The sequence below is a fragment of the Priestia sp. 3CA3 genome (genome assembly GCF_056836725.1).
Genome location: NZ_JBXENJ010000002.1, coordinates 608,126 through 629,185, shown reverse-complemented (window position 1 = coordinate 629,185; position 21,060 = coordinate 608,126). Strand labels below are relative to the sequence as shown.

The 21,060-nt window shown below is 38.0% G+C and carries 27 protein-coding genes; 19 read left to right on the top strand and 8 right to left on the bottom strand.

Annotated elements, in window-relative coordinates; all coding sequences use genetic code 11:
• Nucleotides 1–341: 341 nt before the first annotated feature.
• A complete protein-coding gene (locus tag AC1VNJ_RS08395) occupies nt 342–554 on the bottom strand; it encodes a cold-shock protein (protein ID WP_482640614.1) in 213 nt (70 codons plus the stop codon).
• A gap of 231 nt (nt 555–785) precedes the next feature.
• Between AC1VNJ_RS08395 and AC1VNJ_RS08390 the strand changes: the two genes are divergently transcribed.
• From AC1VNJ_RS08390 to AC1VNJ_RS08375, 4 genes are all read left to right on the top strand, one after another.
• Entirely contained in the window at nt 786–1,658 is an 873-nt protein-coding gene (locus tag AC1VNJ_RS08390; protein ID WP_482640613.1) for an STAS domain-containing protein, read from the top strand.
• Between the two features lie 144 nt (nt 1,659–1,802).
• Nucleotides 1,803–1,937: a hypothetical protein gene (locus AC1VNJ_RS08385; protein ID WP_274862684.1), complete on the top strand. Its 135-nt coding sequence runs from the start codon at nt 1,803–1,805 to the stop codon at nt 1,935–1,937.
• A gap of 339 nt (nt 1,938–2,276) precedes the next feature.
• Entirely contained in the window at nt 2,277–3,434 is a 1,158-nt protein-coding gene (locus tag AC1VNJ_RS08380; protein WP_154973905.1) for a ParM/StbA family protein, read from the top strand.
• Nucleotides 3,435–3,450: 16 nt separating this feature from the next.
• A complete protein-coding gene (locus tag AC1VNJ_RS08375; protein ID WP_049165748.1) occupies nt 3,451–4,155 on the top strand; it encodes a hypothetical protein in 705 nt (234 codons plus the stop codon).
• Between the two features lie 172 nt (nt 4,156–4,327).
• Here the strand turns inward: AC1VNJ_RS08375 and AC1VNJ_RS08370 are convergent, their stop codons facing one another.
• Nucleotides 4,328–4,639: a hypothetical protein gene (locus tag AC1VNJ_RS08370; RefSeq protein ID WP_028414682.1), complete on the bottom strand. Its 312-nt coding sequence runs from the start codon at nt 4,637–4,639 to the stop codon at nt 4,328–4,330.
• A 223-nt stretch (nt 4,640–4,862) separates the two neighbouring features.
• A complete protein-coding gene (locus AC1VNJ_RS08365) occupies nt 4,863–5,390 on the bottom strand; it encodes a cupin domain-containing protein (RefSeq protein ID WP_033580183.1) in 528 nt (175 codons plus the stop codon).
• 275 nt (nt 5,391–5,665) lie between these two features.
• Here AC1VNJ_RS08365 and AC1VNJ_RS08360 point away from each other — a divergent pair, with 275 nt between their 5' ends.
• The 3 genes from AC1VNJ_RS08360 (at nt 5,666) to AC1VNJ_RS08350 (ending at nt 6,901) form a co-directional block, all read left to right on the top strand.
• Nucleotides 5,666–5,854 (top strand): hypothetical protein, encoded by a 189-nt coding sequence (locus AC1VNJ_RS08360; protein WP_482640612.1) that lies wholly within the window; start codon nt 5,666–5,668, stop codon nt 5,852–5,854.
• Nucleotides 5,855–6,096: 242 nt separating this feature from the next.
• Entirely contained in the window at nt 6,097–6,273 is a 177-nt protein-coding gene (locus AC1VNJ_RS08355) for an aspartyl-phosphate phosphatase Spo0E family protein (RefSeq protein WP_223260221.1), read from the top strand.
• 238 nt (nt 6,274–6,511) lie between these two features.
• Nucleotides 6,512–6,901 (top strand): MerR family transcriptional regulator, encoded by a 390-nt coding sequence (locus tag AC1VNJ_RS08350; RefSeq protein WP_034268334.1) that lies wholly within the window; start codon nt 6,512–6,514, stop codon nt 6,899–6,901.
• A 77-nt stretch (nt 6,902–6,978) separates the two neighbouring features.
• Here AC1VNJ_RS08350 and AC1VNJ_RS08345 read toward each other — a convergent pair whose 3' ends face one another.
• Nucleotides 6,979–8,034: an NAD(P)-dependent alcohol dehydrogenase gene (locus tag AC1VNJ_RS08345; RefSeq protein WP_048019442.1), complete on the bottom strand. Its 1,056-nt coding sequence runs from the start codon at nt 8,032–8,034 to the stop codon at nt 6,979–6,981.
• Between the two features lie 197 nt (nt 8,035–8,231).
• Entirely contained in the window at nt 8,232–8,492 is a 261-nt protein-coding gene (locus tag AC1VNJ_RS08340) for an HPr family phosphocarrier protein (protein WP_028414677.1), read from the bottom strand.
• Nucleotides 8,493–8,714: 222 nt separating this feature from the next.
• Between AC1VNJ_RS08340 and AC1VNJ_RS08335 the strand changes: the two genes are divergently transcribed.
• Nucleotides 8,715–9,446, top strand: a complete 732-nt coding sequence (locus tag AC1VNJ_RS08335) for a nucleotidyltransferase domain-containing protein (protein ID WP_482640611.1) — start codon at nt 8,715–8,717, stop codon at nt 9,444–9,446.
• 68 nt (nt 9,447–9,514) lie between these two features.
• Here the strand turns inward: AC1VNJ_RS08335 and AC1VNJ_RS08330 are convergent, their stop codons facing one another.
• Nucleotides 9,515–10,258 carry an SDR family NAD(P)-dependent oxidoreductase gene (locus tag AC1VNJ_RS08330; protein WP_482640610.1) on the bottom strand — a complete coding sequence of 248 codons (744 nt, stop codon included), beginning with the start codon at nt 10,256–10,258 and terminating at the stop codon, nt 9,515–9,517.
• A gap of 117 nt (nt 10,259–10,375) precedes the next feature.
• On the opposite strand from AC1VNJ_RS08330, the gene AC1VNJ_RS08325 reads away from it, so the two are divergent.
• Nucleotides 10,376–11,218 (top strand): LysR family transcriptional regulator, encoded by an 843-nt coding sequence (locus tag AC1VNJ_RS08325; protein ID WP_482640609.1) that lies wholly within the window; start codon nt 10,376–10,378, stop codon nt 11,216–11,218.
• Between the two features lie 107 nt (nt 11,219–11,325).
• Here AC1VNJ_RS08325 and AC1VNJ_RS08320 read toward each other — a convergent pair whose 3' ends face one another.
• Nucleotides 11,326–11,655, bottom strand: coding sequence for a four-helix bundle copper-binding protein (locus AC1VNJ_RS08320; protein WP_482640608.1), 330 nt, complete (start codon nt 11,653–11,655; stop codon nt 11,326–11,328).
• A 153-nt stretch (nt 11,656–11,808) separates the two neighbouring features.
• Here AC1VNJ_RS08320 and AC1VNJ_RS08315 point away from each other — a divergent pair, with 153 nt between their 5' ends.
• Entirely contained in the window at nt 11,809–12,522 is a 714-nt protein-coding gene (locus AC1VNJ_RS08315) for a DUF4396 domain-containing protein (protein WP_482640607.1), read from the top strand.
• A gap of 121 nt (nt 12,523–12,643) precedes the next feature.
• Here the strand turns inward: AC1VNJ_RS08315 and AC1VNJ_RS08310 are convergent, their stop codons facing one another.
• Nucleotides 12,644–13,186: a recombinase family protein gene (locus AC1VNJ_RS08310; protein ID WP_034268364.1), complete on the bottom strand. Its 543-nt coding sequence runs from the start codon at nt 13,184–13,186 to the stop codon at nt 12,644–12,646.
• Nucleotides 13,187–13,418: 232 nt separating this feature from the next.
• Here AC1VNJ_RS08310 and AC1VNJ_RS08305 point away from each other — a divergent pair, with 232 nt between their 5' ends.
• The 9 genes from AC1VNJ_RS08305 to AC1VNJ_RS08265 all read left to right on the top strand — a co-directional run bounded on the left by AC1VNJ_RS08305 (nt 13,419) and on the right by AC1VNJ_RS08265 (nt 20,891).
• Complete coding sequence (locus tag AC1VNJ_RS08305; RefSeq protein WP_034268367.1) at nt 13,419–13,622, top strand: helix-turn-helix domain-containing protein; 204 nt, start codon at nt 13,419–13,421, stop codon at nt 13,620–13,622.
• A 230-nt stretch (nt 13,623–13,852) separates the two neighbouring features.
• Complete coding sequence (locus AC1VNJ_RS08300; RefSeq protein ID WP_482640606.1) at nt 13,853–15,319, top strand: SulP family inorganic anion transporter; 1,467 nt, start codon at nt 13,853–13,855, stop codon at nt 15,317–15,319.
• Between the two features lie 407 nt (nt 15,320–15,726).
• The gene (locus AC1VNJ_RS08295; protein ID WP_482640605.1) at nt 15,727–16,038 is read left to right on the top strand and encodes a hypothetical protein; all 312 of its coding nucleotides are present in this window, start codon (nt 15,727–15,729) and stop codon (nt 16,036–16,038) included.
• Nucleotides 16,039–16,091: 53 nt separating this feature from the next.
• Entirely contained in the window at nt 16,092–16,355 is a 264-nt protein-coding gene (locus tag AC1VNJ_RS08290; protein ID WP_482640604.1) for a YesK family protein, read from the top strand.
• 63 nt (nt 16,356–16,418) lie between these two features.
• A complete protein-coding gene (locus AC1VNJ_RS08285) occupies nt 16,419–17,144 on the top strand; it encodes an ABC transporter ATP-binding protein (protein ID WP_482640603.1) in 726 nt (241 codons plus the stop codon).
• Complete coding sequence (locus AC1VNJ_RS08280; RefSeq protein ID WP_482640602.1) at nt 17,141–17,968, top strand: ABC transporter permease; 828 nt, start codon at nt 17,141–17,143, stop codon at nt 17,966–17,968. Before AC1VNJ_RS08285 ends, AC1VNJ_RS08280 begins: the two co-directional genes overlap by 4 nt.
• A 13-nt stretch (nt 17,969–17,981) precedes the next feature.
• On the top strand, nt 17,982–18,755 hold the full coding sequence (locus AC1VNJ_RS08275; protein ID WP_049165726.1) for an ABC transporter permease: 774 nt from the start codon (nt 17,982–17,984) through the stop codon (nt 18,753–18,755).
• 7 nt (nt 18,756–18,762) lie between these two features.
• Nucleotides 18,763–19,440, top strand: coding sequence for a response regulator transcription factor (locus tag AC1VNJ_RS08270; RefSeq protein WP_033580353.1), 678 nt, complete (start codon nt 18,763–18,765; stop codon nt 19,438–19,440).
• Nucleotides 19,428–20,891, top strand: a complete 1,464-nt coding sequence (locus AC1VNJ_RS08265) for a sensor histidine kinase (RefSeq protein WP_482640601.1) — start codon at nt 19,428–19,430, stop codon at nt 20,889–20,891. The genes AC1VNJ_RS08270 and AC1VNJ_RS08265 overlap by 13 nt, the downstream gene beginning before the upstream one ends.
• Nucleotides 20,892–21,060 lie beyond the last annotated feature (169 nt).

The following is a 21,060-nucleotide window of genomic DNA, read 5'->3' as shown; positions in this document are numbered from 1 at the left end:
TCTTATTGTTAAGGGAAGCCTTCTTCTTGTAAGGATAAGATTTTTCCACATAATATTTGTCATCTTTATCATTGTAATTGAAATAATACTTTTTTATAATAATTACCCTTTCTTTGCAGTACTCTATACTGTATTCACTCGTAGAGGAAATGTTTGGATACTTGTCCAACAACTTTAGAACTGTTTTTTTAAATAGCTAATAGTAACTAATTTTGAATGTAGAATTAGGTGCATCATACAAAAAAACACCTTTTTCGAACAAAAGTCGAAGAGGTGTTTTTTGGTTCGAAAAGTATTTGATTCGACAGTCTACCCATAATCTGTATGTAAATGTCACTCTATCAGTCAACTGGGTGTACTTTTATAGCGCTCGGTCCTTTAGCTCCTTCTTGAACTTCAAACTCTACTTTTTGTCCTTCTGACAGATTTTTATATTCCTCACGGTCGATTGCATTAGAGTGAACGAACACTTCTTTTGATCCGTCCTCGGGTGTGATAAATCCAGATCCTTTCGATTCGTTGAAAGATTTAACGGTTCCTTTATGTTTGCTCATTGATAAATCCCCCTTATAAGTATAGAAATAATTTCTTAATAGGTTTTTACCCAAACGCTGAAATCTCAATCATTTTTATGATCGTTATACCGATTAGAAGAGTCAGGAAAAGCAAATAGGGAGGGCTTAACAATTTTTTCATTTCAGTTATATTTTTATATTGTCTGTGATATAACTATTGTTATAAAATGTAATCGTTAATTCTGCTAACTAAAGGAGATAAAGAAAAAAATGAGGGATGAGTTGTTATATATAGGGAAGAAAATTATCGATAATAAACAGGAATTAGCGATACAATTTTCTGATCTGATGGACTCTGAATATAAGCGGAAGCTTGTTTACCATGAAGAAAGTGAAGTTTTAAAATGGAGAGCAGAACTCATTGAGTATTTAGGCGAGTCGTTATTCGAAGAGCACTCGGTCGTTTTAAAGAAAATCATTCAGTGGGGTACAGATATAGGAAAAGTGGCTGTGGAAAACGGACTTTCGTTGAGTCAAACGTTAAAATCACTCGCGCTGTTTCGAACAGTGATATGGGGCGTTTTTACAGAAGAGCTGCAGCAGAAGCAGTTTGCTCCTATTACGATGCTTGATGTAAGTAAAAAAATTGATCCAATGCTTGATCAGCTTAATCATATATTTGTCGAAATTTACGAAGAATATAATACCGAAACCATAAAACGCGCTTATGCAGCGCTAGAAGAATTATCAGTTCCCATCGTTCCTCTTTCTGAAGGAATCGCTGTGATGCCAATCGTTGGACAAATTGATACGCATCGTTCGCAGCTTATTATGGAAACGGCTTTAGAAAAAAGTGCTCAGCTACAGCTGAGTTATTTAATATTTGATATTTCAGGTGTTTTGATCGTCGATACGATGGTAGCGGACAATATTTTTCAAATTGTAAAAGCTTTACAGCTTATCGGCACTAAAACGATGATTACCGGAATACGTCCGGAAATCGCGCAAACCGTTGTTGATTTAGGCGTCGATTTTGGAACAATCAAAACAAGAGCGACGTTAGAAAAAGGTCTTGAAGAAATAGGCTTCAGTAAACTGCCAGAAAATCCGCAAAGAAAACCAAATAAATGGCCTTTTCAATAAATAAAAAAAGTAAGAGGCTTAGACAAAGTATGTTAGTTGAAGTCAAACCCGAACCATTAATTTGATTGATGGTTCGGGTTTTTTTGTTGTTATGGTTGTTGTTATGGTGAACGTAGGTTTCATGTATGTAACTGCTTCTAGCTGGTGATTGGAGGGCAAGACGAAGACTCCTGCGGGAAAAGCGGAACAGGTGAGACCCCGCAGGAGCATAAGCGACGAGGAGGCTCACCGGCCGCCCGCGGAAAGCGAAGTCCTGCACGGAAATCATCAGCGGTATAAAAAGCAGTCCAACTCATTTATCTCATTTGTTCGTCTTTCGATTGGGTTGATTTAATTATGTTTCCACCTCTTTGTTTTCTCGTGTCTCTAAAAAATAAAAGAAAGGCTTATATTACGAAAAATTTAAGGGGGAAGTCACAGCGTCACATGTTACATTCTTTGTAAAAAGGGGTACTGGTAAAAAGAAGCATTTCAAGCGCTTTTCAATTACATTAGCCGTCTAAAATTAATTAATTGTCAATTTTGAATAACATAAATTATTTAAATACTTAGACAAACAAATGAGGAAAATATATACTTATTAGTGTTGTCACGAAAAGATAAAGGGGAGAAACAAGGATGGATATCAAACGTCAAAACGTTGATTTTGGTAACTCAATTTTTCAAACGCTAGTGGATGGTTATTACTATGAAATTCCTACAAACGTAGTAGAAATCACAAAAGATCAGGCAGAGGGGCATTTTCCTTCAAGTGTAAATGAACCGGAATTACTTCTTCAAAATTTACTGATTTCTACCACAATTGAAGGGGTTGAAAAGTATTATTTAGTAGGAGACGCCGCAGAGAAACACGTGCTAGGCAATATCCATATTAATAAGTTACATAATAAAACTGAATCTGATATTCCTTATGTAATGTTTTTAGCTTCAGTTGCTTATTACAACATACTTAAAGGAAAAGACAAAGAGGATAATCATGTGGCGATTAATTTTTTCTCGACTATGCTTCCGATTTGGCTGCTTAAGAAAACAAATAAATTCAGTGAAATGCAGCAGAAGATGGCCGAACGTTTTCAAGGAGAGCATACGGTAACGGTATTGACTCCTGGGTTAGAAAAAACGGTCACTGTGAACATTGAAACGAGCAAATGCCGTATTGAAAGCGAAGTGGCTCGCTGGGCGATCAAAAAAGATTTTGAATTACAAGATAGAGAAGAAGCAAATGCATTCAAACATTTTGAAACACTAATTGTAGATTTGGGCGGAGGTACGGTTGACCTGGCACTGCTTCCTGCAGGGCTTCAAGCTCCTAAAAGCAGAAATTCGTTGAAGTGTCTTACGGATATTTCATATTTGAAGCATATTGAAAAGCTAAGAAATGAAAAGCTGCTTGAGTATTTTGATGATGTTCGTTCATTAGAAGAATTTATTATTGCCAATATCCATAAAGCAAAAATGGAGCAAAGAGACGGCAACAGCGGGAAAAAAGTCGATCTCACGGAGCCTATTCACGCTTCGCTTAGAGAATACACGCAAATTTTATTAACAAAAGTTGAAAATCTATTTCCATCGCCAAAAGATAAAGTCTATAAATATATTTATATTGGAGGACTGGCTCCTATCCTTCAACAGTTTATTGCAGAGCAGATTGATAACATGTATGGGGAAGAAATCAGAGAAGAAAACCATCTTTTCTTGCCGGAGACACGAAAGTTAAATTTATACGGTCTTGAAATTTTAAGCAGACATGAAACAAACGCAGCGGTTCACGCTTAAAAAGGGGGAGCCATACATGAGTCATCAACACACTCGCCTTAAGGAAGCACTAGACGATTGGTACGGTCAGCTAAGCTCCCAGGTGGCTGCACCATTTTACTTATTATCAAATGCGTTTCTAACAGCTGGGAATCTATCAGCAGATATGATGGGAGCAAGGGGAAAGACCGTAAGTAATAGAGATGAACATGCAAGTTTTACAATTGAAACTGCTGACATTCCGTCAGAAGTGTCTTCATTTCTAAAAGAAAAACAGCAGGCAAACGAGCTGCAGGACTATATAGTGAGGCTCATACAGCAAGACTTGCAAAAAATGAATAAAAAAGATGAAGTCGAGTCGCTCGTTCATTCACTTCGAAAAGAGCTGTTGGGCGAAATTGACTTGCTAAAACAAGAAATGAATTCACGTTTTGCTGCAAATCGTGAGGAATATGAGTCCTCGCAGGCAAATGAACTTCAGGATTATGTAGCGAAGCTTGTGGAACAAAACGGGCAGAAAGACAGCCGCGAAGAAGATTTTCAATCGTTAGTTCATTCATTGAGAAGCGAGCTGTTAGGAGAAATTCACTTGCTTAAAAAAGAGCTTGGCTCTGCGTCAGTTCCTTCTTATAAGCAGCTGAAGCCCGTTACAGATGAGGAAGAAACGTTTAAAGAAGGTCAATTAATTAAAAGTGAAAAAGTGACTGGAACCATTCAAGAAGATATCGATGTAGATTTTTAAACAGAAAGTAGAGGCGTGATATGCCTCTACTTTTATTATTTTTCTATTAAAAATGGAGCTGGGGCAAAAGTATTTTTGCTAAAGGAAGATCCGAACGAGTTTGATTCTTGATTGTGAATCCAACTTGTACGGAAATTAACAGCGGTCCGATGTAAAAGCTTTAGCGTATACATCATAAATCTTTTTGGTTTCTTTTTAGCTTTTTTTGAAAATATAAGCAAATATCAAATGTAACGATGGTACAAATACTGCATTTTATCATAAACCAAAATAGAGCTTCGTTTATGCCAAATCCGCCAATCGAAGCTTTTAGTTCATTTAGCTGCCTGAGAATTAAATTTATGTCGTTTTCATAGGCCACAGTAAAAGATTTAATCACAAGCATGGTCATAATGACTGCTTCTACCGATATATATAGAACTTTTCTTGCTAGTTTAAGGGAAGGATTTACGTTTGATTTAGGAATTTTATAAAATAATTTCATCGCCCGTTTGCCTTTCAGTTATTTTAAGCTGTTTAAAAAGGTTCGTTTATTCTATAATTCTTTCTTTGGCTATAAAATCCTTTATGTATAGCAAGTTAAAAAAAGCCCGCTAGAAAAGGTCGTACACCGATTTTCTAGTGGGCTTCTTTAGTCAAAATCTGTCTATTCACTTAGTATTGATCCTGAAAAAGCGTTCCAATCCTGCATAACGCTCTGCTTATTTTTAATGTTCTTCAGCCAGAGCGTTTGCTTTTGTCACATGAACTGTACCGAATGGGTGGTTTGGAGGAGCGTAGATGGAGTAAAGTTTTAGCGGAGTGGTACCGATATTGGTGACATCATGCCATGTTCCGGCAGGGATAAATATCGCATCATCATCGTAGACTTTTCGTTTAAAGGTTAGATTGTTTTTACTTTTGCCCATTTGAACAACGCCTTGCCCTTGTTCAATGCGCAGGAATTGGTCAACGTTAGGATGGATTTCTAAGCCGATATCTTCACCTGGCTTTAGACTCATTAGCGTCACTTGTAAATGTGTTCCCGTCCACAAAGCAGTGCGGTACGTATTGTTTTGCTTTGACGCTTCATTAATGTTAATAACAAATGGCCTTGGTCCGTAGTCCTTTAATTTACCGTTTCTTTGTTGAAACTGTTCGCTGGTGTGATAGTGATTCGGCACATAATAACTATATGGCTGCCAGCCGTAGTACACTGGGGTCTGCCACTGATGATAATAAGGTGCATAGTGCATACTCATTCTCCTTTTCTCGTTTCATTTTTCTTTTCATCCTATGCTTTTGTCAAAACGGTTGATACCATTTGCCTTTTTGTCCGCGGTCTTTATCCACTTATTTTTTGCCCAAATCATGTAATTAATGATTTCTCTGAGCTCTTTGATTGTTTTTCGGTGGTTAAAAAATACTTTCATCACTTTAATACGATAATTCAGTAAAAAATATATCGTATGAAAACGTTTTATTTGATATAATTTTAGAAGATGAAAATTATTTTAAAGGGTGACGTTCATTGAAAGAAAAAAAACTTCAAGAATTAACTGGACATCTTAATAATTTATTCAACAATTTAATTCATGGATCTATCACAGAAGGTGAATTTAATGAGCTGTCCGAAGAGCTTTACAGAAAGCAAACGAGGCTGCGCTATGAGATAGAGTGTGAGAAAGGTTCGTATTACCGAGAATATTTTAAAGGCTAAGGCTTTGTATTAGACTGCTTTATAAGAAATAAGAAAAGACCTCCATTTAGGGGGCCTTTTCTTCACTTCTAGTAGTAAGTGGAGTGATACTTTCTATTTCAATAAGTATATTAGTATATTTACTTCATAAAAAATACAGCTGTTGAAGGTCTAAAACTCGCTATTCACCCCCAAAAACCTGTATGATAGGTTTAAGATTGCCGCATATGAAATATATGTATAGTAAAAAAGGGTGATGAGCTGTGAAGTGGTATAAAGGAGTTGTCATGCAAGTCTTAATGACAGAAATCGAAACAGCAAGAGAGCACATGGTTATGTTGGGACTTACAGAAGGTCTTACAAGTCGTAATACAGTTCGAATCAGTCAAACCCTTGATTATTTATTAAATGAACTAAGTAAAGTGATGGCCGCAGATTAATCGTATTTTATATAAAAATGAAAAGAGCTGCTGACTTCACGGCAGCTCTTTATAAGTTGCCTTAACGCTTTTATGATACTATTCATACAGTTATCTCATAGCAAAGAAAATAGCGGATTTGATTATATATATCGTATAGTAGAAACCTAGAAGATGAGTTGAAAGCGCCCGTGAAAAGGGAAGCTTAGATACATAAAGCAAACGCCGTACTAAGAATGGCGATGGAGGGTATAGTGGAATGGAATATCATATTAAAGAGGCCGCTGCAAAGGTAGAGCTGCCTACGCATACGCTTCGATACTACGAGCAGCAAGGGCTTTTGCCTTTTATAAAAAGAGACGAAAACGGAAATCGTATTTTTAGCGAGTCTGATATCGAGTGGCTAGAATTTATTATTTGCTTACGAAAAACAGATATTTCCCTTTTAGAATTACGTAAAATTGTTGAATTAACACAAGAAGGTGATGATACAATCGGTTTGCGCAAGCAGATATTTGAAAAGCATAGAGAGAAAATGATGGAAAAACAAAGGGAGCTGGACGCAGCTTTTAGAAAAGTGGAAACAAAAATTGACTACTATGATAAATTAGAGCAAAAGTATCAGGAAGAGCTTTCATCTAAAGCCTAATTTACCGTTTGTTTTTTATTTTATAAAGAAATAAAAAGCGGGCAGCTAATCCAATTAGCTGCCCGCTTTTTTAAAACTTATAGTGTAGAAATGTCAATAACAAATCGATAGCGAACGTCGCTGCGAAGAACACGCTCGTACGCTTCGTCTACTTGATTTGCATCAATGACTTCAATCATAGGAGCAACGCCATGTTCAGCCGCAAAATCAAGCATTTCTTGTGTTTCACGAATGCCGCCTACAAGTGAACCCGCAATGCTGCGACGTCCCATGATAAGGGAGAATACGCTGTATTGATCTGGGTTAGCAGGTGCGCCCACGTTAACAAGCGTTCCATCTACGCGAAGTAATGATAAGTATTGATCTACGTTTAAGTTAGCCGATACCGTGTTTAAGATAAGGTCAAAACGACCCGCTAATTCAGTAAATGTCGCTTCATCACTCGTTGCAAAATAATGATCTGCACCAAAGCTTAGCGCTTCTTCTTTTTTATTGTTAGAACGGCTCAATACCGTCACTTCAGCACCCATTGCATGTGCAAATTGAATCGCTACATGTCCAAGGCCGCCCATTCCCACGATCGCCACTTTTTTGCCAGGACCAGCATTCCAGTGCTTTAACGGAGAAAATGTTGTAATCCCTGCGCATAGAAGCGGACTTGCTGCATCCATACTTAAGTTATCAGGAATACGAACAACGAATCCTTCTTTTACGACGATTTTTTGGCTGTAGCCGCCGTATGTACGGTTTCCGTCGTAATCCAATGAATTGTACGTTTGAACAACGCCTTTTGTACAGTATTGCTCGTCACCGTTCACACAGTACTCGCACTCTCCGCAAGAGTCAACAAAACATCCCACGCCAACGCGATCGCCAACCTTGTATTTTGTTACGTTTTCGCCAACCGCTTCAACCACTCCTGCGATTTCGTGACCAGGAACCATCGGGAACATCCCGCCGCCCCACTCATCAAATGCACTATGAATATCAGAGTGACAGATACCGCTAAACTTAATATCAATTAAAACGTCGTCTGCTCGCAGTTCTCTGCGTTCAATTGTCGTATTTTCAAATTTTGCCTTTGCGTGCGGTGCACTTAAAACACGTGATGTTGTTGTATGTTGATTACACATAAGTAAAAACACAATCCTTTCGTATTAAACATAACCAGTTGCTACTACATTTGCATTCACTGACTACGCTTGATGTATTTAAAAACTACAATACTAGCTTAAACGTTAAAGTCGACTTTAAAGCAAGAGTTTTTTGAAAAAAATTTCGTTCTATGACTTTATGAAAAAAGGAAAGGAAGTAATAGCATGGCAGCTTTCTATCTATGTTTAGTTAAAAGAAATTCTTCAAGGGTGCGAGCGGCAGCTTGTTCATCAACTCCATTTGTCAGCAGTGTTATTTCATCTCCTTTCTTAACAGCCAAAGCCATTACCTTCATGATGCTTTTTCCACTTACACATTTTCCATCTTTCGCAAGAAAAATATCACTTTGAAACGAACACGCTTCGCGTACAAACAAAGCTGTATGTCTAGCTAGAAGTCCACCGGAAAGTTGCACCGTTATTCTTTTAATTAGCATAGTGTTTCCCCTTTTTTGTATTTTAAAAACTATAAAACTAGCTTAAACGTTAAAGTTAACTTTAAGGCAAGGGGGGATTTGGATAAAAGAGTCATTTAAATGACGGTAACTAAAAGTAAATACAGTAGACATGTTCAGAAAGGTTAAATAAGAACTTATTGTTAAAGGAATTTCCACGTTCTAACAAGAAAAACAATATATATCATTTTCTGGAGGAATACGATGAAAGAGCTAAAAAGTTTAGAACCGCTGCAAGCAGCTACACAATTCATTCTTAAACATTACCCTAACTGTCAAGGCGCATTACTCGCTGGAAGCGTGGTGAGAGGAGAAACTACGCGCACGTCCGACCTTGATCTTGTTATTTTTGACGATAGTCTTATTTCTTCTTTTAGGGAGTCACTCATTGAATTTGGATGGCCTATTGAAGTTTTTGCTCATAATCTGACTTCATACCAAGCCTTTTTTAAAAGCGACTGCAAAAGGGCTAGACCGTCACTGCCGAGAATGATTTCCGAGGGAATTATTTTAGTGGATAAAGGAGTGGTGCAGTCTATAAAAAAAGAAGCTGCACAATTACTAGAAAAAGGCCCGGAAAAATGGTCGGAAGAGACGATCAGATTAAAAAGATATTTTATAAGCGATGCCTTGGATGATTTAATCGGTTCTTCAAATACAGGTGAAGCTCTTTTTATTGCCAATACGCTCGCTTACATAACGCACGAATTTGTGTTAAGAACAAACGGTCATTGGATCGGGGATTCTAAATGGATTGTACGGTCTTTAAATAACTACAATAAGGGCTTTAGTAAAGAGTTTGTGGAGGCATTCGATACCTTTTATAAAACAGGGAGTAAAGATAAAGTGATTCAGCTGGTTGATAAAGTATTAGAACCATACGGAGGCAGGCTGTTTGAAGGGTTTTCACTGGGGAAAGAGAGATTGAATCAGTAGCCTTGTTAGAACCCCACTATTAGTTTTTGCTAGTAGTGGGGTTTATTTTTAGGGAAATTCACGTATGCTTAAAGAGTTTGCCCGTTATCAATCGTAAACACTTGGCCCGTCACAGACTCTTGGTTTAACTGAAACAGAATAGCATCTGCGATATCTTCAGGAGAAGAAATGCGCTGAAGAGGCAGATTTCCTGCAAGCTGATACATTTTATCTTCGTTGCCAGACCACCACCTTGTGTCGACTGCACCAGGAGAGATGCAGTTGACTCGAATATGGGGTGCCAGTGCAATCGCTAACGACTTCGTCATCGTATGAATTGCTGCTTTTGTTGCTGCATAGGGAATAGATGAGCCGATTCCAGTTGTACCGGCGACACTTCCTACATTAACAATCGTTCCTGACTTTTGCTTTTTCATATGTGGAACGGCTGCTTTTACACAGTGAAACATGCCTTTTACGTTTACATCATATAAAGAGTCCCATACGTCATCCGTTGCAGACTCTAAGTCATTCATGGGGATTTGAGCTGTAATACTAGCATTATTCACTAATCCATCTAACCGTCCGAATCCTGTAATGGTTTGATGAATCATTTCATTCACTTCGTGCTCGTTGGCTACGTTCGCTTTAAAAGCAAACGCCATGCCTCCTTTTTCAGTAATCTCCTCCACAACTTTTTTCGCTTCTGTTTCTGAGTTGCTGTAGTTTATCACAAGTTTTGCGCCCATGTCAGCTAGCTTTAAAGCCGTTGCTTTACCTACACCAGTGCCGCCGCCGGTAATAATAAATACTTTATTTTTAAAATCGTTCATTTCTCTTAACCTTCCTTTCTCTCAACATCTTTTATTATATCTTCGATGAAAAAAAGGATATAATAGGTAATACTAAGAGAGGTATCATTTAAAATGATATCAGCGGAGGAATTGAAATTGGAAAGCCAAGACTTACGAATTTTTAAATGTGTGGCAGAAACAAAATCACTATCAAAAGCCGCCGAGGTATTAGGATATGTTCAACCGCATATCAGCCAGCGCATAAAAAAATTAGAGGAAGAGTTAGGTACTAAATTACTGACACGTACAAATAGAGGAGTTACGTTAACGGATGAAGGGGAAGCTTTGTTTGACTATGCCCAGCGTATTTTACTGTTAATGGAGGAAGCTAAAGCAGAAGTTAATCCGAATAAGTTTAGAAAATCTTTAATCATTGGTGCGTCGCAGACAGTTTCTGCTACTAAAGTTCCTTTTTTGTTCTCGTCTTTTTTGAAAGAACATCGAAATATTGAAGTTAAAATAAAAACAGATAGGAAACACGCCTTACAGGAAATGCTTTCGTACGGGGAAATTGATGGACTTTTTCTTAGCGGTACTTATAACGAAGCTCAGTTTGAAAGAGTTTATCGCTATGCAGAAAAAATGGTGCTTATCTTACCTACGGATGAAGATATAGAAGAAAAAGCCCCACCAACGCTGCTCATCAATAGTGATGCGAACTGCATCTATAGAAACAGACTATTAGCGTTTTCAAAAGAACATCATATACATAAAGCCAGCATCATGGAATTTGATTCATTAGAAGCTATTTTACAAGGCGTCCGCGATGGACTAGGTATAAGTGTAGTCCCGGCTAGCGTAGTAAATTCTCGTGGTGATATAAAAAGCATTCAATATCAAGAGCTTCCAGAAGACGTTCATATTGATTTTGTAATAAAGAAAGGGAAGCAGCGCTCACAAAGTCTTAAAAAGTTTAGTCGTTTTTTAGAAAGCCTATAGATTCTGTCTTTAGGAAACGTGATGTCTTCTCTTTTCCAGTACATTAAAAAGAACCCTTAATGCCTGAAATGCGCTTCAAGGGTTCTAGCTTTCTTATGTTCTAAAGATTATGCAGCTAATTTTCTACACTCATCCGCGCATTTCAAGCAGGCTTCCGCACATTTTTGACAGTGGTCATGATCGTGTTTCTTACACTCATTTCCGCATCTTTCGCAAATTTCGGCGCAAACTCCAGCCAGTTCAGCAACGAAAGGCGTTCCTCTTTCTAGAGCTTGTTCCAAATATCCGCACATATCTGCACATTCTCGATCAAAACGGATACAGTCCACCATCATACCCACATTTTCTTCTTTTAGACAAGCATCAAAACAATGGTTGCAGGCACTCATACAGTCATGCAGCGTTTGAATAACGGTTTGATAATTTTCGTGAGACATTGTAAAATTCCTCCTTATTTTTTCTTCTCTCTATTACATTAGACTATCGTTTAGTTTAGTAAACATAATAAAAATGAGCAGGTGGTCTTTCATGTTTAAATATAGGGGTGGAGGGTATGTAGTTGATAGATAAATCTTAAAGGAGTGTAGCACATGAGCTGGCTAGAAATACTTTCGTATATAGCTATTGCAATCGGACTTATTCAATTTTTAGTTATTACAATCGACGTGATCAGGCATCCACAGATGATGTTTGTGATGAATATTGTGTGGCCTATCACGGGACTATATTTTCCTGTCGCCGGGATATGGTTTTACTTTAAATTAGGGCGTAAGGACAGAAAAAAACACGCTCATGCTCATCATTCCTCTGAGCATATGCATGATAACCATGAAGGTCATCATGAGCACCACCATAGTAAGAAGCCTTTTTGGCAAAGTGTTTTTGTATCGACTACGCACTGCAGCAGCGGGTGCTCGGTCGGAGATTTAATTGGCGCACCAATCGTATTTTTAACGGGATGGACGATTGCCGGAAGCGTGCTTTTTGCAGATTACGTAGCGGAATTTATTCTTGCTTATATAGCGGGAATTGCTTTTCAATACTACGGCATGAGTATGAAAGATAATAGCTCAAAAGAGGAGCTGAAAAACGCGGTAAAAGCGGATACGTGGTCGCTTATTGCCTTTGAAATCGGCATGTTTGGCTGGATGGCTTTATCACATTATGTCTTTTTTACACAGGCACCCAAACCAGACAGCGCGGTCTTTTGGTTTATGATGCAAATCGCCATGATCATTGGCTTTTGTACGAGCTATCCTGCTAACTGGGTACTTGTTAAAAAAGGGGTAAAATATGCGATGTAGACACGTTTATGAATGCTGTTATGTTATCAGTACGGACTAATAAAACGTACACTGAAGAACTTAAAAAAAGACGCCTTTTTATTAGAAAAAAGGCGTCTTTTTCGCATATGTTTTTACTATTTCAGTTATCTAAGTAACGGTACAAAGTCGTCTTGCTTATACCTGTAGCTTCTGTAATTTGAGCAATCGTATAGTTTTTACTCCAGTACATATCAAGCGCTCGGTGGACGTTATAGTCAGGCTTTTTTGGCCGACCGCCGCTTTTTCCTTTTGATTTTGCTTCTTGAAGACCGGCTTTTGTGCGTTCACTGATGACGTCATGTTGAAATTCACCAATACGTTTAATGGTACTGAAAAAGGCTTTTCCTTGTTCGGTGGATGTATCAACGTCATCCAAAATCGATACAAAGTGAATATGATTATCTGAAAGATATTCAATTAATTCAATGAGGTGCCGAGTGGAGTCTGCGATGCAGTAAAATTTATACACAACGACTGTATCGCCTGGCTGAAGTGAAGCTACCATCTCATCGAATTCTACTCTTTTTTTTATGGAATTTGTTTTTTCATGATAAATTTTATCGCAATTAAAAGGCTGCAACGCCTGTAACTGTTTGTCCAAGTTTTCATCTTCGCTATATGGACGGGTATAACCAATAATCACTACACCATCTCCTGCATGGATTGTTTATTTATATTTACCTATTGTACCAAATTCCTTCCGCTCATAACATTTCTTTTCAGTATAGAAAGAAGTGTAGTTCCAAAAAAGATCGTTTTTGGAACAAAAAGTGATAGACATTTTGGTTTAGGTCTGCTAGAGTTTTAGTTGTTAACAACGTCTCGGCTTCTATGAGAGTTGGAAGCCACTTATATAAAAAAAGCGAGGTGACAATATGGATAAAGACACCATCAAATTGATTCGGAAAAGCTACAATTTGAATCAGCGGAATTTCGCTGAAAGAGTAAACTGCAGTTTTTCACTCATTGCATTAGTGGAAGTTGGGAAGAGAAGAATTACACAGGACTTAGAGAATAAAGTGAAAGAAGCGTTTGGGTTAAATGAGGAAAAAATAAAGAAACTAACTTCATCATTTTAATAAGAGCGTAGATAAAAAATGCAGGGAAATGTTTTATGTACGCGAATGTAATACTTGAGGGGTATGGGAGCTGTTAGCCTGTTTTCACTCATTTTTTATACATTAAAAGTACCATAAACGTACCATTTAGGTTCTTTTTGTTTTCTATTTTACTACTTTTATTATTCAAAATCTAGACGAGCGTACAGTAGACGCTTATGACTATAGAGAGAAAGGTGTTTTTGGTTATCATGTTCAATAAATTAAAATTGGAGTGGTTTGGCAACGTGAAAGGAGATATTCTTTCAGGTATTGTCGTAGCGCTTGCGCTCATTCCTGAAGCTATTGCATTTTCTATTATTGCCGGGGTAGATCCGATGGTGGGCTTACACGCATCTTTTTGTATCGCCGTTGTGATGGCCTTTGTAGGAGGGCGTCCTGCGATGATTTCTGCAGCTACCGGCGCGATGGCCCTGCTGATGGTGACACTCGTAAAAGAGCATGGAATGGAGTATTTATGGGCAACGACTATTTTAACGGGTGTGATTCAACTTCTGTTTGGCATCTTTAAAATTGCTCGCTTTATGAAATTCATTCCGAGGTCCGTGATGGTAGGATTTGTGAATGCATTAGCGATTTTAATTTTTATGGCACAAGTTCCGCATTTTGTAGGAATCTCAACGATGACGTATGTGTTTGTTGCGTTAACTCTTGTTATTATTTACGTTTTACCGCGCTTTACAAAAGCAGTGCCTTCGCCATTAGTAGCGATTGTCGTCATGACAATTGTAGCTGTTTTTGGAGGATTTAATTTGCGTACAGTAGGAGACTTAGGAGAAATTACAAAATCACTGCCGGTGTTTTCTATTCCTAACGTTCCTTGGAATATGGAAACACTGTCTATCATTTTTCCAACAGCGCTAGGATTATCTATTGTCGGATTAACGGAATCGCTGCTAACGGCATCGATTGTGGATGATATGACAGATACGTCTAGTAATAAAAACCAGGAAAGCAGAGGGCAAGGAATTGCGAACATGCTCGTTGGTTTCTTTGGCGGCATGGCTGGCTGTGCGATGATTGGTCAAACCGTTATTAATGTAAAATCAGGAGGACGCGGTCGTTTATCAACGTTTGTAGCAGGCATATTTCTCATGTTTCTTATCTTGGTACTAGGGGACTGGGTTGTTAAAATTCCAATGGCTGCACTAGCCGGGGTCATGATTATGGTATCGATCGGAACATTTGACTGGTCTTCACTTCGTACATTAACGAAAGTTCCTTTAACAGATACCGTTGTGATGCTTGTTACGGTGATTACGGTTGTAGCAACGCATGATTTATCAAAAGGAGTTATTGCGGGTGTTATTTTAAGTGCAGTGTTCTTTGTGGCTAAAATTTCAAAGCTAGATGTGTCAGCAAAAGAATCTGAACATCGAACAGTTTACAAAGTAAAAGGTCAGCTGTTCTTTGCCTCTGTAGAAGACTTTGTTAACTCGTTTTCGTTTACAGAAAAACAAGATTTAATTTTAATTGATTTTTCAGAAGCGCATATTTGGGACGACTCAGCCGTAGCGGCTATCGATAAAATTGTACTGAAGCTAAAAGAACAAACGTCTGCTGAGGTGAAGCTGACAGGTTTAAATGATGTAAGTGAAGAATTACTTCAAAGATTAGCGACTTACAACAAGCCAAATGCAAGAGCATCAGCTCATTAAGAGAGTGATAATTCCTAGGTTCAAATTCTATAGAATTTGAACCTTTTCTTTTGCGGTTAAATATGTCACCTTGTTTTCTTTACCAGTCTATATAGTTTTGGAAGACTAGAAAACCAAGCAGTATAAAGAAGGCAAAAACAAATAAGGCTTCGGCAGAATGTTGTCGTTCCGCTTTTTTTACGTTTATTTTTTCTCTATATTTCGATTGAATGTTTCTTCTTTTCGAATCCAGTTTCATATATAGACTCCTTAAACGATTTTATATAAATGATTTTACCATATTATTGAATATATGGTTTTTTAATCTGAGAAATCAAGATTATTGGAACAATGAATGAAGTTTGTAATTTGTATATTTCAATTTAGTACTATATGGTATTATTTTCTTTAGTTAGGAGGTATTTGAAATGAGTGTTTCAAAAGAAAATAAGCCAATTGTATTAACAATTATTTTGCTGGCAGCTGCGTTTGTAGTGTTTTTTGCGAATCGGATATTCCCATCAAATTCAATTTTTCCAAGTAGAAGCGGTGATTTGACTATTCCGCTGTGGCTGTTTTTTGGGATAGATGTTGGCTTTATTGTGGCGTTAGTTTTAGGAGTTCGAACAAAGAAGCCAAGCGTCGTGTGGTTTAGCATTATCACAAACAGCATCTTTATTGTGTTGCTTTCTGCTTTGATGTTTTTATTAGCGATTGCAAATGGAATTTCTGAGCCGTAAGTTTATTATTTTTATTATAGGTGAATGATTAGGATTTAGAGAGGTTGATAGATATGATGATAGGCGGTCCTTTACTGATTGCCCTGCTGCCAGGTGTACTTATACTCATGTTAACTTGGCTGTTCAGAAAAATGAAATGGAACAAGGTCATTAGAATGCTTCCTTCAATGCTAACCGTTCTTGCCGCCGCCGTGTTTTTTTATATTGGCTATGTAGAAGTAAGAGGGTTTGAAGGCGCCGGCTATTTGTTTTTATCCGTATGTTTACTTGTGTTTGCGACTGTTGCATTTATCATTGCCAAAAAACCTGTAGGATAATTTTTATAAACTTTATAAATTCTTTATAAATCCCTCCTATACTACGTGTAGGGGGGATTTAATATGAAAAATATTATTTTAGATGTAAAAAGCGTTTCAAAAAAAGTAAGGCGTCGTCACTTAGTAAAAGAAGTATCGTTTCAAATTAATGAAGGGGAAATATGTGGACTGCTAGGGCCAAACGGTGCTGGTAAAACGACTTTAATTCGTTTGTTGACGGGGTTGATTAAACCAACTGGGGGAGAAGTTTTTATTAATAGTAAAACCATTCTTTCACAAAGAAAAGAAGCGCTGCAAAGCGTTGGTGCGATTGTAGAGTCGCCCATCTTTTTTCCTTATATGACAGGAAAAGAAAACCTGACAAATTTAGCTCGCCTGCATTCATTTTCGACAAAGCAAAAAAGGCAGCAAAGAGTAAAAGAAGTGCTTGATATCGTGGGATTAACCGGCAGAGAAAATGATAAAGTTCGAACGTATTCTCTGGGGATGAAGCAAAGGCTCGGAATTGCCCAAGCGCTTTTAGGCGACCCGGACCTGTTGATACTAGATGAGCCAGCCAACGGCTTAGATCCAATGGGCGTACGTGAACTGCGCGAGCTGCTTTTTACGTTAAAACGTGACTATAACAAAACGATTCTGATTTCTAGTCATTTACTGGATGAATTACAGCGAGTATGTGATCAAATTGTTGTAATGAGAGAAGGAGAGCTAATGTGGGACGGCGCTTTAGACCGGTTAGCATCTGGTAAAAATCTTGAAGATGCGTTTGTAGAGCTGGTGTCGCAATGAAGGAGCTGTTAGTAGCGGAGTGGGAAAGACTTTGGAAACGAAAAGTGGCGTGGCTGACCTTTTTGTTAGTGCCGGTGGTGCTGTTAGCTGCTTCATCCTATCTCCAAAAAGAAAACGGAGCACTCACAGTCGATTTACCACAGTATACGTTTGCAGGAAACTTTCCTGTACTAAGCCTAGCCGAAATGTTATTTACCGTTTTTAATGCCATGTTCTTAGTTTTTATTACGCTCGTTGTTACCGGCGAGTACCGGTCAGGACAGCTTCGAATGGTTATGATACGATCATATTCGTTTAAAGAAATCATCCTAGCAAAAGCCATAGCGCTTCTGCTGTTTAATTTACTGTTTTTTATTACGTATTTTTGTATGAGCCATGCGATAGGCTTTCTGATGTTTGAACATCCGCAAAGCTACTTTGTGTTTTATCACAGTCATGCTTTTAACATAAAAGAAGCGCTAGTATATAATCTTGCATTCTATGGATATGCCTATTTAACGACGATTGCAATATGCTGCGTGCTGTTTTTTATCTCTGTTATCAGCAAAACGACTACTACGGCTGTTGGAATTGGGGTTGCTTTTATACTAATATCATTTTCGTATCCTACTTTATTAAGAGGGTTTAGACAGTGGATGAGTGAAGAGCTCTTTGGACAGCTGTTTTTTACTTCCGTACCGATGATTCAATGGCAGGGCATTACAGTCATGATGGCAGAAAACCCGCAGTTTGTAGGGTGGAATTTCGGGGTTTTAGGTTTTTATATTTTATTTTTTGGCGGTTTAACGTATGTAGCTATTCGAAAAAAAGAATCGTTTCTATAAAAGGAGAGAAGACATGATGACAGGACTTTTTATAAGTGAATTAGAGCGAACGTTTAGACGGAAAAAGACAGCGGTGGTACTAGGTGTGTACATAGGATTACTTGCTTTTAGCTGGTTCTTTTTCTTTCAAAGGGGAGGCATTTCGTTTTTTGATGCGGCTCATGACGTAAAAATTGATTCTTTAAATGCAGCACCGCTGCTTCTTCGAGACCTATCCTTTGCGATTACGTTTATTGTCATTCCTATGTTTGTGGCAGATAGCTTCAACGGTGAGTACACGTCGGGAGCTCTGCGTATGGTACTAATTCGGCCGCACCATCGCGTGAAGCTGTTTTTTGTAAAGTGGGCAGTTCAATGTTTACTAGTTTTTATTATTCTTTGTATTACGTGGGTAGTGGGGACATGTCTTGGAAGAATGGTTATGCCTCATGTAAATGAAACCACATTTTTAGGCGGACATACGCTAGGGACTTTAGGGGCGTTACTATATTCGCTCAAATTTTACGGCATTTGTTTTTGTATCTTTATAGCAGTTATTAGTATCGGGAGTATCCTGAGTGTTCTTATGCCTAATTCCATTTTATCTTACGTCGCAACCACGGGTGCTTTAATTGGAAGTGTGTATGTGTCAGATAAACTAAGCTTCTTTTTCTCCGTAACCGATTCTGTTTTTCATGAATTAAGCAGACCAAACTCTGAATTTTTAGTGAACCTATTATTTCCAATTTTACTCATTAGCCTTATAATAAACCTATTCGTATGGAAAAAGAAGGAATGGGTAGGGTGAGATGGAGATGAAGCAAACAATTTTACTAGTGGACGACGAAAAAGACATTATTTCCTTTATGAAAGATGCGCTGCAAGATGAAGGATATGAGGTGGTGTTTGCTTACGAAGGTCAAGAAGCGTTAACAAAGTTAAAAATAAATCCAGACTTAATTGTGCTGGATGTGATGATGCCAGGCATGGACGGCTTTGCACTTTGTGAAATGATCCGAAAAAGCATATCATGCCCCATTATCTTTCTAAGCGCTAAACAAACGGAGCAGGACCGAGTAAAAGGACTATTAGTGGGTGGAGATGATTACTTAGTTAAGCCTTTTAGCATGAAAGAACTAAAAGCCCGCATTTACGCCCATCTGCGCCGAGAGCAGAGAATTAACAGTAACTCCTATAACAGGCTTCACTTTGGAGAGTTAACCATTGATTTAAATGGCTATCAAATTTTACATAGCAATGAAGTAATTCCGTTTACTTCAAGAGAATTTGAGATTATTCATTTTTTAGCTCTTCATCCAGGTCAGGTTTTTACACGCGAGCAGCTGTATGAAAAGGTGTGGGGCTACGACGCGGAAGGAGATTCGTCTACGATTACGGAACACGTAAAGAAAATTAGAGCAAAACTATTAAAATATGACGAAACGCCTTACATCTCAACCGTTTGGGGCATTGGCTACAAATGGGTAAAATAAAAAAATGGATGAACCGAGCAACATTAAAAGCGCAGTTTGTGTTATCGTTTCATTTAATCTTACTGTACAGCCTGCTTGCGACGCTCTTAACGTGGGGCATTGTGATTGCAGTAAACTGGTTTCTTATGCCTGGAGCACTGAATCCAGCAAATTACTATGAAAAACAAATTCCTGATATTCTTCAGTTCGTCAAAGAAAAAGAAGATGCGCTCCTTTCAAGAGATGCTAAAAACCAAGTAGAAGCGGTGATTCCGCTAGAAGGAATGGATTATCAAATTATAAATAAAAAAGGGCAAATTGTGTATGGGTCCATGTCCACTTCATACATAAAAAATAAACGGGATTTTTACTCTCAGGTCAATACCAATATTCGCTCAGGTAAATATATTATAAAAGTTTATCCGCTTTTTAATTCAAAAGACGAAGTAAACGGGGCGATTGCGCTAAGATATCAATTAAATATGGCTTCTACTAATCCGAATATTAAATGGATCGTTGCGCTTGTCACATTTGTATCGCTAGCCAGTCCGTTTCTTTATTTTTACTTGTTTGCCTATTTGTTTGGAAGACGATTTAGTAAAAAAATTGAACGGCCTTTTAACGAGCTGATGACCGCAGCCAAAAACATTCAGCATAATAATTTAGATTTTTCGCTGTCCGTCACTCAAGACGCCAAAGAATTAAGTCAGCTGCTTCACGCCTTTGAAGAAATGCGAAAAGAATTAAAGCAATCGCTAACTAAACAGTGGCAGCTAGAAGAAGACCGCAAAGATATGACGGCTGCGATTGCGCATGATTTACGAACGCCTCTTACGATTATTCATGGGCATACGGAAATTTTAGTAGAAGGAAGCAAAAGAGACCCGGAGAGGCTTAATCGATATTTACATACGATCTACACAAATACACAGCGTTCGATTCAGCTATTAAATCAGCTGCAAGAAGTATCTGTCATAGAAAGTCCGGGCTTTACTGTAAAACGGGAACCTATTGATATCTATACATTTGTTCATGAGAAAACAGACGAGTTTCAGCTTTTATGTCAAAAAAAAGAGATTGCCTTTTTACCTTCGGTTAGTGAAACAGAAGCATCAAGTCAATTTTACGGAGATCCTCAGCGTATTTCTCAAGTGCTAGATAATATCATTACAAACTGTATTCGCTACACGCCTGAACGAGGGGAGATAGCGTGGAATACCGTCATTCATCAGAACGAAGTAATCTTTGAAATACATGATACGGGTCCCGGCTTTGCGTTATCAAACAAAGAGCAGGTGTTTAAAAAGTTTTACAGAGAAGATGCATCGAGAACAAGCGGCCACGGAAACTTAGGGCTAGGTCTTTATATTGCTCATTCCATTGTGAAAAACCACGGAGGAAGCATCACGGTCGATAATAAAGAGACGGGAGGGGCATTATTTAAGATTGTTCTTCCGATGGGAAAGAAGTAAACGCATAAAAAAGAACCCTCAAAAAGAGAGTTCCAAAAAGGGTAAGTAAGAAAGAAATGTACATGTTCCTTTGGGGGGACTGCATCTGTACAGTAAAATTTATACCCGGTATGCACTTGTTAAAACGTTGAAAAATAAACCAATCATGTAAAAAATAGATGAAATCAGC

Excerpts from the sequence above, each read along its gene's own strand:
- AC1VNJ_RS08350 (WP_034268334.1), top strand. The coding sequence starts at position 6,512 with ATGGAATATCATATTAAAGAGGCCGCTGCAAAGGTAGAGCTGCCTACG.
- AC1VNJ_RS08295 (WP_482640605.1), top strand. The coding sequence starts at position 15,727 with ATGAGTGTTTCAAAAGAAAATAAGCCAATTGTATTAACAATTATTTTG.
- AC1VNJ_RS08315 (WP_482640607.1), top strand. The coding sequence starts at position 11,809 with ATGAGCTGGCTAGAAATACTTTCGTATATAGCTATTGCAATCGGACTT.
- AC1VNJ_RS08335 (WP_482640611.1), top strand. The coding sequence starts at position 8,715 with ATGAAAGAGCTAAAAAGTTTAGAACCGCTGCAAGCAGCTACACAATTC.
- AC1VNJ_RS08340 (WP_028414677.1), bottom strand. The coding sequence starts at position 8,492 with ATGCTAATTAAAAGAATAACGGTGCAACTTTCCGGTGGACTTCTAGCT.
- AC1VNJ_RS08265 (WP_482640601.1), top strand. The coding sequence starts at position 19,428 with ATGGGTAAAATAAAAAAATGGATGAACCGAGCAACATTAAAAGCGCAG.
- AC1VNJ_RS08380 (WP_154973905.1), top strand. The coding sequence starts at position 2,277 with ATGGATATCAAACGTCAAAACGTTGATTTTGGTAACTCAATTTTTCAA.
- AC1VNJ_RS08280 (WP_482640602.1), top strand. The coding sequence starts at position 17,141 with ATGAAGGAGCTGTTAGTAGCGGAGTGGGAAAGACTTTGGAAACGAAAA.
- AC1VNJ_RS08285 (WP_482640603.1), top strand. The coding sequence starts at position 16,419 with ATGAAAAATATTATTTTAGATGTAAAAAGCGTTTCAAAAAAAGTAAGG.
- AC1VNJ_RS08370 (WP_028414682.1), bottom strand. The coding sequence starts at position 4,639 with ATGAAATTATTTTATAAAATTCCTAAATCAAACGTAAATCCTTCCCTT.
- AC1VNJ_RS08345 (WP_048019442.1), bottom strand. The coding sequence starts at position 8,034 with ATGTGTAATCAACATACAACAACATCACGTGTTTTAAGTGCACCGCAC.
- AC1VNJ_RS08270 (WP_033580353.1), top strand. The coding sequence starts at position 18,763 with ATGAAGCAAACAATTTTACTAGTGGACGACGAAAAAGACATTATTTCC.
- AC1VNJ_RS08300 (WP_482640606.1), top strand. The coding sequence starts at position 13,853 with ATGTTCAATAAATTAAAATTGGAGTGGTTTGGCAACGTGAAAGGAGAT.
- AC1VNJ_RS08305 (WP_034268367.1), top strand. The coding sequence starts at position 13,419 with ATGGATAAAGACACCATCAAATTGATTCGGAAAAGCTACAATTTGAAT.
- AC1VNJ_RS08330 (WP_482640610.1), bottom strand. The coding sequence starts at position 10,258 with ATGAACGATTTTAAAAATAAAGTATTTATTATTACCGGCGGCGGCACT.
- AC1VNJ_RS08395 (WP_482640614.1), bottom strand. The coding sequence starts at position 554 with ATGAGCAAACATAAAGGAACCGTTAAATCTTTCAACGAATCGAAAGGA.
- AC1VNJ_RS08290 (WP_482640604.1), top strand. The coding sequence starts at position 16,092 with ATGATGATAGGCGGTCCTTTACTGATTGCCCTGCTGCCAGGTGTACTT.
- AC1VNJ_RS08365 (WP_033580183.1), bottom strand. The coding sequence starts at position 5,390 with ATGCACTATGCACCTTATTATCATCAGTGGCAGACCCCAGTGTACTAC.
- AC1VNJ_RS08320 (WP_482640608.1), bottom strand. The coding sequence starts at position 11,655 with ATGTCTCACGAAAATTATCAAACCGTTATTCAAACGCTGCATGACTGT.
- AC1VNJ_RS08375 (WP_049165748.1), top strand. The coding sequence starts at position 3,451 with ATGAGTCATCAACACACTCGCCTTAAGGAAGCACTAGACGATTGGTAC.
- AC1VNJ_RS08275 (WP_049165726.1), top strand. The coding sequence starts at position 17,982 with ATGATGACAGGACTTTTTATAAGTGAATTAGAGCGAACGTTTAGACGG.
- AC1VNJ_RS08390 (WP_482640613.1), top strand. The coding sequence starts at position 786 with ATGAGGGATGAGTTGTTATATATAGGGAAGAAAATTATCGATAATAAA.